The organism is Acinetobacter sp. YH01006, from assembly GCF_013420445.1.
In the GTDB taxonomy this organism is placed as follows: Bacteria; Pseudomonadota; Gammaproteobacteria; order Pseudomonadales; family Moraxellaceae; genus Acinetobacter; species Acinetobacter pseudolwoffii.
Genome location: NZ_VOYB01000001.1, coordinates 152,185 through 165,600, shown reverse-complemented (window position 1 = coordinate 165,600; position 13,416 = coordinate 152,185). Strand labels below are relative to the sequence as shown.

General features: G+C 44.7%; 9 protein-coding genes. 2 read left to right on the top strand and 7 right to left on the bottom strand.

The genetic code is table 11. The features are described from left to right. Position 1 precedes the first annotated feature (1 nt). Positions 2-910 carry a DNA-binding transcriptional regulator HcaR gene (gene hcaR, locus FTT73_RS00805; RefSeq protein WP_180190867.1) on the top strand — a complete coding sequence of 303 codons (909 nt, stop codon included), beginning with the start codon at positions 2-4 and terminating at the stop codon, positions 908-910. Positions 911-1,289: 379 nt separating this feature from the next. Here the strand turns inward: hcaR and FTT73_RS00800 are convergent, their stop codons facing one another. The 7 genes from FTT73_RS00800 to FTT73_RS00770 all read right to left on the bottom strand — a co-directional run bounded on the left by FTT73_RS00800 (position 1,290) and on the right by FTT73_RS00770 (position 9,124). After that, positions 1,290-2,150: an alpha/beta fold hydrolase gene (locus FTT73_RS00800; RefSeq protein WP_180190866.1), complete on the bottom strand. Its 861-nt coding sequence runs from the start codon at positions 2,148-2,150 to the stop codon at positions 1,290-1,292. 282 nt (positions 2,151-2,432) lie between these two features. Continuing rightward, on the bottom strand, positions 2,433-3,749 hold the full coding sequence (locus FTT73_RS00795) for an OprD family outer membrane porin (RefSeq protein WP_180190909.1): 1,317 nt from the start codon (positions 3,747-3,749) through the stop codon (positions 2,433-2,435). Positions 3,750-4,178: 429 nt separating this feature from the next. Beyond that, positions 4,179-5,198 carry a 4-hydroxy-2-oxovalerate aldolase gene (gene dmpG / locus FTT73_RS00790; RefSeq protein ID WP_004278525.1) on the bottom strand — a complete coding sequence of 340 codons (1,020 nt, stop codon included), beginning with the start codon at positions 5,196-5,198 and terminating at the stop codon, positions 4,179-4,181. A gap of 11 nt (positions 5,199-5,209) precedes the next feature. Next, entirely contained in the window at positions 5,210-6,103 is an 894-nt protein-coding gene (locus FTT73_RS00785; protein ID WP_004278526.1) for an acetaldehyde dehydrogenase (acetylating), read from the bottom strand. A gap of 24 nt (positions 6,104-6,127) precedes the next feature. Further along, positions 6,128-6,925 (bottom strand): 2-keto-4-pentenoate hydratase, encoded by a 798-nt coding sequence (locus FTT73_RS00780; RefSeq protein ID WP_005095421.1) that lies wholly within the window; start codon positions 6,923-6,925, stop codon positions 6,128-6,130. Positions 6,926-7,331: 406 nt separating this feature from the next. Next, positions 7,332-8,000: an HAD-IA family hydrolase gene (locus FTT73_RS00775; RefSeq protein ID WP_180190865.1), complete on the bottom strand. Its 669-nt coding sequence runs from the start codon at positions 7,998-8,000 to the stop codon at positions 7,332-7,334. Between the two features lie 167 nt (positions 8,001-8,167). Then, on the bottom strand, positions 8,168-9,124 hold the full coding sequence (locus tag FTT73_RS00770) for an RluA family pseudouridine synthase (RefSeq protein ID WP_005095416.1): 957 nt from the start codon (positions 9,122-9,124) through the stop codon (positions 8,168-8,170). 766 nt (positions 9,125-9,890) lie between these two features. Here FTT73_RS00770 and FTT73_RS00765 point away from each other — a divergent pair. Beyond that, positions 9,891-13,361, top strand: coding sequence for an Rne/Rng family ribonuclease (locus FTT73_RS00765; protein ID WP_180190864.1), 3,471 nt, complete (start codon positions 9,891-9,893; stop codon positions 13,359-13,361). Positions 13,362-13,416 lie beyond the last annotated feature (55 nt).

Genomic DNA, 13,416 nt, shown 5'->3' with positions numbered 1-13,416 from the left:
CATGGAATTACGACACCTTCGCTACTTTATCACCGTTGCTGAAGAACTGAACTTTAGTAAGGCAGCACTTAAACTTTATACGGCTCAACCCTCACTTAGCCAGCAAATCAAAGACCTGGAAGAAGATGTCGGCGTCAAGCTACTCAACCGAACCAAACGTAAAGTGGAGCTGACCGAAGAAGGCGCCGTATTCCTGGAACAGGCCCGTCTCACCCTTGCACAGGCGGACAAAGCCGTTGCCATGGCACGTCAGGTGTCACAGGCCAAACAGCAAATGCTCCGTATCGGTTTTGTACCGGTAGCCGAGATGAAAATCTTCCCCTATATCTTGCCAAATCTACGTGTACAGAACCCAGATTTAAAAATTGAACTGCTGAGCCTGAACAACAATGAGCAGATGCGTTTGTTAAAAAAAGGTGATCTAGATCTGACATTTACCCGTCATAATTTCAATAGTGATGAAATTGAAAGCCAGTTCGTGATTCGTGAACCGCTGATTTTTCTCCTGCCTAAAGATCACCCCTTAGCAAAATACGAAAGAATTCCTGTTAAAGCATTGAATGGTATTGATTTTATTATTCCATCAGCAGAGCAGTCCTTGACCCTGAACCAGGCTATTCTGGACTTTGCCAAAGCCAACGGCATTGAACTCAATATCGTGCAAAAGGCCGATAATATTTTATTTAATATCAACTCGATCGGAATGGGCCTAGGCTGTACCATTTTGCCTGGCTATATTGCACCACTAACCATGGATAATACCGTGATTCGTCCGCTGGACGTGGAACTGCCATATCTGGATCTGTATGTCAGTTACCACAAAAACAACAAATCCTATGCGGTCAGCAAATTTCTTGAGCTATTAACCCGGGTGTTTTATCTAGATATTAACCGCGAAGAACAGGACTAATCCCGCTCCATCTCCGATCAAGCATATGCCATTCAACTTTTGAGTGGCATGTGCTTTTTTGTTTTATCATTTTTTGCTAAAAAATTTATTTTAAATTCTATTTTTTGATAAAGGATCAATCTGTAGCTCCTTAATTGGTCGCCTGATCTGGGCTAATATTGCCTGTTTTTCACCCTACCCCCCCTTCATTTACAACTTAAGTCTAATAAAAGTTAAGTCAGTTTTTTCTCGGCTTAAATTTAATAACTTGCTAAAAATAATTAGATTTTTACATCAACCTGTACAAATGAGAATCATATGCACTTAAGTACATTCTGTTCAATATTTTGCCCACAAAAAAAGGATGACCGAAGTCATCCCTTTTTAAAACACGGTAAAATTATTTTACGCCGTGAACAGCAAGATAGTTTTTGATCACAGTATTGAATTCGTCTGCTTTCTCAACTTGAGACCAGTGCCCACATTGGCTGAAGATATGCGCATCAGCATTTGGAACCACATTCAGGATGTCCCAAGTACGTGATACTGGAATGACCACATCTTGCGTACCATGAATCAGTAACACTGGCACAGTAATATCTTTCATTTTTTCGAAATCAAGCGGGAATTCGAAACGGTCACGGTCACGTGCGCCAACTACATCCATCAAACGATTTGATGCATAGTCATTTGCAGCAGAAGCAAAGCGAACTTTAACCAGTTCATCCGTGATCAAGTCTTTATTTACCACAAACATTGACAAGGTTTTCTTGATGCCTTCTTCAGTCAACACCGGGTTTGCATGCGCTTTGAGTGCAGCAGTTTGTTTCGCACCGCCTGTCCCCATAGACACGATACCCAAAACGCGCTCTGGATAATCCAGTGCCAACTGGAATGCCAACCAGCCACCTAAAGAGTTACCCACTAACCAGGTTTTTTCGATACCCAAAGCATCTAAAGTACGGATCGCGTGGTCTACCCAAGCACGAATACCATATTCAGTGTTTGGTGCAACCACTGTTTGACCATAACCAATGGTATCAATTGCGATACAACGTGCTTGCTCACCAATTGCAGGCAGGTTTAACCACCAGTTTGCCGCAGCAGATACGCCTGTACCTGAACCGTGAAGAAATAGAATTGGTGTACCTTCACCAATTTCGTGGTAGTGAGTTAACTCACCTTCAGCAGTTTCAATCCATTTGTCTTCTAAGCCAAAGAATGAATCTGTTTTGTATTCAGGGATTTGAACAGTGCTCATGTTGATTCCTCGTACAGTCTTTCGCTTGCGTGTCCATCTACATGGAGAAGTCGACGTCAAGTTGACTCAATAAAAATGTCTTTTATACCCTCTTATATTAACCGCTCTAACACCTTCAACTGATATAAAATTACGATTGCATACTATAAAATATATATTATTTAAGTTATTGATATTTATATATAAAATAAAAACAATCCCTTACATTTTTTCTGTGTTTCTTCCTTAGTAAAAAAGAGAGCAGTTGAAAGCAACTGCTCTATCCACCCTCTGGATTCACTTTTAAAACTTATAGGTATACGTGGTTGCGATACGGTGTTCTTGAAGGTCATTACCGAAGTTATAGTTGGTGTCGATAAACATATAGTTCACGCCCAAACCTTTAAACTTGCCCTCAGGTACAACATAGTTCACGATGACATTATTTTCGTTCTCTTTACCTTCTTTTAACGCCACACCTGAGTTGCTGGTTAATTTGTGGTAAGTACCATCAATGTTGTCGCCACGGAAGTGACGCACAGTTGCAGTCAAACCTGGCACACCCGCATCTTTAAAGTTATAGGTATAACCTAAGCTCCAAGAACGTTCATCTTTACGAATAAAGCTCGCCACTGACCAGTTGTCTAAATAAGGCTGTGGCACCCAACCACCCAATGTTGGAAACATTGTTGCAGCACCATCACCATGCTCGCCAAACATCGCTTGGTAGCCTAATTGTACCGTATGCATACCATGATTGATCTTCGCACCTGCCGACACCGCTTGACTGTCGATGTTGCCATATAATTTATCGCCTGATTCGCTGTTATCAAAATAACGAACATGCGCATCAAGTTTAGTTTTTTCAGTTAAATTGGTTTTCAAATTGGTCGCAACATAATGCTGTTGATAAATGTTGGTCACATCGGCATACCAATAGCTACCACCAATTTTAGGCGTGAACTGATAATCAACACCTGCAATATACATCCCATCATCAGTGGTTTTACCTAAAGCTTCTGCTTCTGCAAAATTATTCTTAGGGAATAGCGTTAAATCTTGGTATTGGTTGTCATAACGTGCGTTGATGCCATCAATATATGCCAAGGTCAGTTTGGCATTTTTAATGTCTTTAGATTCTAACCATGCACCGCTATATGTGGTTAACAATTGACGTGATGGATCAGCAACCACAACAGGAGAAACTGGAAGTAAGTCACCTACTTTTAATTCTGTTTTAGAGACCTTAACCTTTAAAGTTGCACCCAATTTTGCATTGTCTTTTGCAACTTTTTTACCATCATACGGCATATGAATATCATCCACATGACCTTCTGACTTTAGACCAACCGCATATTGCGCTAATAGATCAGCACCAACTTGAATGCCAGCACCAATATCATGGTAACCCGACTTGGCATCTAAGGTAACTGCTTGCGTCCAGTTGCCATATCCTGGCGTTACTGCACGACCAGTTTCATGAGAATACTCACGGTCTAAATAGAAATTTTTAAATTTTAATTGCACATTACTGTCGTCAATAAAATCTGCATTCGCTGCAGTTGTTCCTAAAGTTGCTATCGCAGCAAACATTGCTATCCATAAGTTTTGACGACGCATCATGAGTTCCCCATTCAACAGATAAAATCTATGTCGCCATCATGCGCAAGTCGATTTAAATAAAAAATCCGACCACAGTATTAAGATTTTCTGCTTTCATCGGCCGATATTTCAGACTTCTCCTCAAGCAACCAATCGCTTAGATTTTAAAACGATTAATTAAAATAAAAAATTGACCAGATATTTAATTCAAACTTTTGTTTCTTCTATTAATAAGAGTAAATTTTTTAAAATCTTTCAGCAGCCATTTTTTATTTATCGTTTTTATGTTTAAGGAAAATATAAAGCCAAAATAATCGCTCTACAACATTATAACTAAAACATCTCACCCCAGAGTTTTAATATATTAATCAATCTCATTTAAAATAAAAAAGCACCCAATTTGGATGCTTTTTTATCAAACTTATTTTAATACTGAGCGATTAAAAGTTAAGCTTGTAACTCACGCGCTTTAGACATGGTTAATGCTAAATCTTCAATCATGTCTTCCTGACCACCGACCGTACCACGACGACCAAGCTCCATCAGGATTTCACGTGCAGAAACGCCATATTTTGCTTCAGCGCGTTTAGCAAACAACAGGAATGAAGAATACACACCCGCATAACCCAAAGTTGCTGCATCACGATCCGCGCGGATCGGGTTGTGCATCATTGGAATGACCAGATCTTCAGCAACGTCTTGTACTTTGAACAAGTCAACGCCAGTGTCCATGCCCATACGGTTTGCAACCGCAATGAACAACTCAAGTGGTGTATTACCCGCACCCGCACCCAAACCTGCAGATGCCAAGTCAACACGTACTGCACCGGCTTGTACCGCAGCAACCGTATTCGATACACCCATACCCAAGTTATGGTGACCGTGGAAACCGAGCTCAATGCTTGGGTCCAAGTGTTGACGTAAATGACCAACACGATCGATGACATCTTGAGGAAGCATATAGCCTGCTGAGTCAGTGACATAGATACAGTTTGCACCGTAAGACACCATCTTGTTTGCTTCTTCAAGCAGTTTTTCAGGAGTCGCCATGTGAGCAAGCATTAGGAAGCCCACTGTGTCCATGTCTAACTTACGCGCAGCAGTGATGTGCTGTTCTGAGCAATCCGCTTCTGTACAGTGCGTTGCAACACGAATAGTAGAAACACCAATTTCATGCGCCATTTTTAAATGGTCAACCGTACCGATACCAGGTAGAAGTAATGCAGAAATTTTTGCATTCTTCATACGTGGTACAACAGCTGTTAAATATTCTTCGTCAGTCGCAGCAGCAAAACCGTAGTTGACGGATGAACCGCCAAGGCCGTCACCGTGCGTGACTTCAATTAAAGGTACGCCTGCATCATCAAGTGCTGTTGAAATCGCAATCATTTGCTCAACAGTGGTTTGATGGCGCTGTGGGTGCATACCATCACGCAAAGTCATATCATGAACAATAATCTTAGACATGTGGTTGCTCCTTAAGCGTCTTTATTGAATACGTGTTCTGCAAACATCTCTGCAGTACGTGCTGCAGCAGCAGTCATGATGTCAAGGTTACCCGCATATTTCGGCAGGAAATCACCAAGCCCTTCAACTTCTAAGTAAATTGACACGCGGTTGCCATCAAAAACTGGACCATTGACAAGCTTGTAACCCGGTACATATTTTTGAACTTCTTTAATCATTGCGTGTACAGATTCAGTGATCGCTGCTTGATCCGGTTCACCTTCTACCAGACAGTGAACCGTGTCACGCATCATCAGTGGTGGCTCAGCCGGGTTGATGATGATAATCGCTTTACCCTGTTTCGCGCCGCCCACTTTCTCAATGGCACCGGCAGTGGTACGGGTAAATTCATCAATGTTTTTACGTGTACCTGGACCTACTGATTTAGTCGATACCGTTGCGATGATCTCACCATATTCAACCGGCTGAACGCGAGAAACTGCAGCTACCATTGGAATCGTTGCCTGACCGCCACAGGTGACCATGTTTACGTTTGGTACTTCGCCACCCGCAAGCAATGCTTCAAGGTTGACCGGTGGTACACAGAATGGACCGATCGCAGCAGGCGTTAAGTCAATCATCAGTACGCCAAGTTCATTGAGCTTGCGGCTGTTTTCAGCATGTACATAAGCAGACGTTGCATCGAATGCAATTTTAATATCATCTGCAATCACGTGAGGCAGAAGACCATCCACACCTTCAGCGGTGGTTTTTAAACCCATTTTTGCAGCACGTGCCAGACCTTCAGAGGTCGGGTCAATCCCCACCATCCACACTGGCTCTAACCATTCGCTGCGTTGTAACTTGTAAAGCAAATCCGTACCAATATTACCTGGACCGATCATTGCACATTTAATCTTTTTCATGAATGTACTCTCTTGGAATCTCGATTATTCAGCAGCAAATGCAGCTGTAACAGAACCGAAGCCTTCAATTTCAACTTTGAATTCATCGCCTGGTTGAGCCACAACCATAGGCCCTAAGGCACCTGTTAAGATAATGTCGCCTGCAAGTAATGGACGACCACGGCGTACCATTTCATCTGCCAGCCAAACTGCAGCATTGAGTGGATTGGCCAGACATGCTTTACCCACACCTTGAGACACAACTTCGTCACCACGGGTCATGACCATTTTGCAGTTCACCAGATCAAGGTTTTCAAGTTTTACAGGTTGAGAACCTAAAACGAATGCTGCGGAAGATGCGTTATCTGCAACTGTATCAATTAAACTGATTTTCCAGTTTTCGATCCGGCTATCGACCACTTCAACTGCAGGCAGGGCATACTCAGTCGCGCTGATAATGTCTGCATAGGTATGTTTTTCTTTGGTCAAATCCTGGTTAATTACCAATGCGATTTCCGCTTCAACCTTAGGTTGAATCAGCAGACCTGCAGGAATTACTTCACCATCGCCATAGGCCATGTCAGCAAACAACATGCCGAAGTCAGGCTGATCTACGCCGAGTTGCGCTTGAACCACTTTAGAGGTTAAACCAATTTTACGGCCTACCAGACGGCGACCTTCAGACAAAGCGCGCTCGGTATTCACTTCTTGAACGGCATAGGCAATATCTACGTCAGCACTTTCACCACCCAGTTCTGGGCGAATCGGCGCGATCGCAGTTTGTGATAATTCAGCGCTACGAAGGGCTTGTGCAACTGATTCAACAACAGCAGAATTCGACATCAATGTTTCCTTAAACTGCAAAAATTAGGCTTATGCTGAGATCTAAGATGGACAGAAAATATGGACATGATCAGGCCGATAATCCGTCAGGATTACCTTTCTCAGAGCGAGCATAGGAATAAACAGTTTTAGAATGGGAAAAATACGGCTTTTATGCCAATAGTTATTTTATTTTTTGCTATAGCTATTATCTATAAAGAAAATCCATAAAAACCAAGACAAAACAAAATCTTAGTATTTAAAATGCATCATCATTTAGCAGAAAAACTCCGCTAATCTGACCGAATAAAATCAACATAATTGCGACTTTAGACTAAAAGATAAGAGCAAACGCTTAAATCTGTGGCGCTCCCCGGCAGTTTTAAACCGGGGAAATACCATTTTTTACTGTAACCAAGATAATAGATTAAATCGCTTGTTTCCATTGGACTTTAGCCAACAATGCCGCATGTAAAGCGGTCACATCATCTACGATACAGATCGGATTAAATTGCGCCAAAAGCTCAGGTTCATGCACGCCATAGCTGACACCGACACTTGGCATGGCCATATTTTGTGCCATTTCCAGATCATAAGAAGTGTCACCGACCATAAGCGCATGTTTGGCCTGCACACCTGTTTCTGCCAGTATTTCTTCTAACATGAGTGGATTTGGTTTGGAACGAGTTTCACTGGCAGCACGCGTGGTCACAAACAGCTGCTCACTGTTGGTCTGCTTCAAGACACGATCCAGACCTTTACGGCTTTTACCCGTCGCCACAGCCAATTTCACGCCGTGTTGCTGCAAATCCGCAAGCATATGCGCCACCCCTTCAAACCAGGAATCTCCGGAAGAGTTTGCCACATAGTGTTCGGAATAACTTTGTAAAATATTGGCATGCAATTCAGGCACATTCGGAAATAAACGCTGTGCCACTTCAGGCAAACCTAAGCCAATAATGCTTTTCGCGTCTTCATCGCTTAAAGGCTGCTGAAACTGTTGTGCTGCAAACTGCAAACTCGCCACGATTTGACTGACCGAATCAAATAACGTGCCATCCCAATCAAAAATGACCAGTTTTACAGGTGTGTTCATAAGGTTTCCTAAATTTGATTCAAGGTTAGGTAGCTTTACCACCTCTCTCTAGCCCTCTCCTTGTAGAAGAGGGTAGAGAGAGGTTTAATGCCTAAAATCTCCCCTAGCCCCTCTTTAAGAAAGAGGGTTAGGGTGGATTGAATTTATTAAAAGAAAAAAATAAGTCTTTACTGAGCCGTCGGCTTATCCGCTTTCTGTGCTCTTAACTGCGCCACCAGACTCTGCATATCTTCCGGCAAAGGTGCTTCAATCATGGCATAACCCGGAATCTCCAGACGCATGGCATGCAGACACAAGCGGCGCGGTTTCGGCCCGTTATAACCAGTTTCATGACCATATTTTTCATCGCCTACTAGCGGATGCCCAATACTCAAACCATGTACACGAATCTGATGGGTACGACCCGAAAGTGGAGAGGCATAGACCAGTGTGGCATGCATAAAGCGTTCCTGCACATTCCACTGCGTCTTCGACTCTTTACCTTCTTTCGGCGATACACAGACACGACGCTCGCCATTGGCCAGCTCATAGCGATGTAAAGGCGCATCAATCAACTGACGGTCAAGTGCTACGTTACCTTTGACCACAGCAGCATAGGTTTTTTTAATTTTATGTTCACGCAGCATGTCCTGTAAGCTTTTCAGTACGCTACGTTTTTTCGAGATCATCACCAGACCAGACGTGTCACGGTCAATACGATGAATCAGTTCCAGATATTTTTTCCCAGTCGCTGCACGTAAGCCTTCGATCAGACCATATGCGACACCACTACCGCCATGTACCGCGATGCCCGAAGGTTTATTCACCACCATCAGACCTTCATCTTCATAGATCACGCGGGCCAACAAACCATTGGCAACCTTGTCAGAAATGGGCGCAGCAGATTCATCTTTTTGCTCATAACGGATCGGTGCAACACGAATCTGATCAGCAATCGCCAGTTTGGTTTCCGCCTTGATGCGTTTTTTATTGACGCGCACCTGGCCTTCACGAATCAGGCGATAGATACGGCTTTTTGGCACACCTTTCAAACGACTAAACAGGAAATTATCGATGCGTTGTCCATCTTGATGTTCATCCACTTCAAACCAAGTGACGTTTTGCCATTGTTGCGTAGAATTCATACAGTTACTATGACCCAAAAAATACTAAAATTGATTAAAAACTGATCACTTAGGTTATGCTTTACACAAGAAACATAAGCTTAGCCCATAGGCAGATGATGCAAGGTTTGATATAGTCAGCGCACGGAAACCATCGTTTGTGGGTAAAAGTTGAATCATTTCAGATTTTTCTGAACTTGATTGTTCAATTAAAGACTCACATGATACGGGAAGGTCCCCAAAGAATTATGCCGACGCCGAAGGCTTATTATATCGGCAAACAAAGCAAACTGTTGCGTTTAATTGTACCTCAGGTACATAAATCAGTTTGTCTTAAAAAATATGTCGCCAACTTTCGTTGGTTTTTAAACGTAAACTGATACACATCAGATTAGTCGCACCCTGAAGACGACTTCAGGCTACAGCGTCGATGCATTGGATCTGCACAGTTTGTAAAGATACGACGACAATTCCGTATCAAGACACTTTCTATAAAGAAGGGATGATCTTCGAGCAATGTGACAGTGAAAGTTACATACATCCAATGCACCGCTCGTCCGCCAGTGAAGCGTTCAGGTGACTTTAATCCGTTTAAAGATTGAAGCCGTATTGCCATCATCAATACGTGAATCAAAACCGAAGCCTATCTATACAAGTAGAAGCCGGTAAGAAAAGACTCAGACCACAATGAAATTCATTGCAGATTTGAGCCATTGATCCGTGATGTGTGATGTTCGCTACGTGTATAGCGATTTTTTGCTGTGTATCACTATAAGGTGTTACACCCATGAAACGTATGTTGATTAATGCAACACATGCCGAAGAAATTCGCGTTGCACTTGTCACTGGTCAGCGTCTTTACGATTTTGATTTAGAGAATCGTACCCGTGAACAAAAAAAATCCAATATCTATAAAGGTCACGTGACTCGCGTTGAGCCTTCTTTAGAAGCTGTATTCGTCGAATATGGTGCAGGTCGTCAAGGCTTCCTGTCGATGCGTGAAATTGCAAACTCATATTACAAAGCCGACCCTCGCCAGACCTCAAATATCCGTGAACTGATTACGGAAGGTACCGAGCTTTTGGTTCAGGTGGAAAAAGAAGAGCGTGGCAATAAAGGCGCTGCCCTGTCTACGTTTATTTCACTTGCTGGCCGTTACCTGGTTTTAATGCCAAACAACCCGAAAGGTGGTGGTATCAGCCGTCAAATTTCTGGTGCTGTGCGTGAAGAACTGAAAGAAATGCTGGCGACGCTTAACGTACCACGTGGCATGAGCGTGATTGTGCGTACTGCCGGCATCGGCCGTTCACAAGAAGAGCTGCAACTTGATCTGCAACATCTGCTTGACCTTTGGGCACAAATCCAGAAAACAGCAAGTTCTGGCCCATCTCCAATGTTGGTGCATCAGGAAGCGGGTGTGGTGACACGTGCCATTCGTGACTACCTGCGTGATGATGTTGCGGAAATTCTAATTGACTCTGAGCAAGCCTATAATGAAGCTTATAACTTCGTAAAAGCAGTGATGCCACGTCAACTCGACAAACTGAAAACCTATACCTTAAATGAGCCTTTATTTGCTCATTTCGCGATTGAAAGCCAGATTCAGACTGCCTATGAACGTGAAGTAAAACTCCCTTCTGGCGGTTCGATCGTCATCGATCAAACTGAAGCTTTGGTGTCGATTGACATCAACTCAGCAAAATCGACCCGCGGTAGCGATGTTGAAGATACTGCGCTGAACACCAATATTGAAGCTGCAGAAGAAATTGCGCGTCAACTCCGTTTACGCGATATCGGCGGCCTGGTGGTGATCGACTTTATCGACATGACCAAAGATCGCAACCAGCGTATGGTGGAAGCGAAACTTCGTGAAGCGACCCAGAGTGACCGTGCCCGTATTCAATTCGGTCAATTGTCACGTTTTGGCCTGATGGAAATGAGCCGTCAGCGTCTACGTCCTTCTCTTGAAGAAGCGACTGGCTATGTCTGCCCACGCTGTCATGGTACCGGCATGGTACGTGACTTGCGTTCACTTTCACTTTCAATCATGCGTAAAGTGGAAGAGATTGCACTGCGTGAGCGTCAAGGTGAAGTTCAGGTCGAAGTTCCGGTCGAAATTGCTGCATTCATGTTGAATGAAAAGCGTCATACCCTGGTATATCTGGAACAAACCTCGAATGTACGTGTGACAGTATTGCCGCATCCGCATCTAGAAACACCGCATTATGAAATTACCTATAATGCCGAAGGCTTTGCCCCAACCAGCTATGAACGTACCGAAGCGACCCGTTCAAGTGAAAAAGAATTGGGCTATGAGTCTTCTGAATGGCATCTAGAAGAAGAGCAGCATGCGCAACACGCAGCACCAGCGCCTTCACAGCCGCAACAAAACAACGGCCGTAATAACAATAAACGCCGCAATCCACAAAACCAGCCGGCTCAACCGCAAGTGGCACAGCAAACACCTGTACAGGCAGTAGCTCCAGTAGCTTCAAGCAGCCCATGTGCATGGTTAGAAAACCTGTTTGTACAAAAACAGGCAGCGACTGTTGATCCATCACGTACTGCCAATAATGCTGCAGCAGCGATTGAACAAATGATCAATGGCGGTGCGGTAAGTCGTGGCCAGTTCGGTCAGGTGGCTGCACCGGTTGCACAGCCAGCACCACAGCACGTAGCACAACCTGCTGCTGTATCAAGCAACAATAATGCTTACCTGGCACCATCGACTGTTGCACAAAAACAGGAACGTGATGCGGCAGAAAAACCGGCAGAGCGTGAAGAAAGGGCACCACGTCACAACAAGAAACCGCGCAACCCGAACCCGAAGCACAAAGAACCGCGCGAGCAGGTTCAGTCTGAAGCTCCTGCACCTCAGCAACATCAAGTGCATGAAGAAGTGGTTCAGGTGTCTCGTCAAGAACAACGCCATGAAGCACGTGAAAACAAGCGTCATTCTCGCCGTCAGCATCACAACGAGCCAGCGCAGCAAAATGATGTTCAGAACAATGAACAACAGCCACAACAGGCAATGCCGCGCCGTGACCGCCGCAACCAGCAACGTCCGGAACGCCCAAATCGCCACCGCGATCCAAGTGTTCTGAACGAACAAGCGCCTCAGGCAGCTCCTGCAGTTGTTGAAGCGCCGGCCGTCAATGACAAGCAGCTTCGTGTTGAATTGGTCGATGCACCCCGTACGGATGTGATGCCAACAGCAATGGTCGTAAATATTGACCAGGCAAAAAGCGAAATCGTGGCATTGAATGACAATGCTACAGTTGCAACGCCAGCAGTTGAAGTCACTGCACCGGTAGATGCGCCAGTTGAAGCGGCTGCAGCTGAAAATGTGGTTGAAGCCACCTTGACAGCTCCTGTGGAAGAAATTGTAGCGACTGAAGCAACGTCTGAAAAAACACGGGCCAGCAACGATCCGCGTCAGCGTCGTCGCCAGCAGCGTGCAGCACAGTCGCAACAACCTGCAGCTCAGCAGTTAACACCGTCACAAGTGCCAACTTTGGGCCAGTTCACCATTGGTAGCCTGATTCGTCATGTCTATGGTGAAGACTGCTCAGTGCTGATTGAACAGTTTGGTTTATTACCAACCTTCAACCGTGCTTTAGAAAAGTTCACGAAAGAGTACAACGCGAGTCTGGTGGCTGCCGCAGCACCTGCTGCTGCAGAGAAAAAACCGGTCACCCGTGATGTTGAAGTAACGGTAGCCAAGGTTGAAGCAGAGCCTGCTCCAGTCCTGGACCTGAACCCACCAAAACCGGTCTCAGACAAGCGTGTTGCCAACGATCCACGTGAGCGTCGCCGTTTGGCCAAACAGGCTGCGGAACAGGCTTTGCAACAAGCCAAACAGCAGGCAAAAGTAGAAGCCGCGCCGGCGGTTGAAACTGTGCCAGAACCTGTAGCAGTAGAAGCACCAGCTGAACCTGTTGAAGCAGCTGTAACTGAAGCACCTGTAGCATCGGAAGCAGTGGTTGAAACGACGGAAAATACTCAGCCGACGGAACCAGCAACTGAAACCGCAGCACCAGTAGAAGTGACCACTGAAGTTGCACCAGCTGAAGTTCAGGTCGAAGAAGCGGCTCCAGCTGAAACAGAAGCGCCTGTGGCAAAAAGCAAAGATGTGGCAGAAGCGACCGTAGAGGAAGCTGAAGCCAGCGAAGCGGAAAAAGCCGAGAAGCAAGCTGCTCGCCCGCGTCGTCCACGTGGCCGTCCACCGAAAAAAGCCAATACTGCAACTGAGTCATAATTTGCCCAATTGCAGTCACATAAAAAAACCTAGTCATTTCGATGACTAGGTTTTT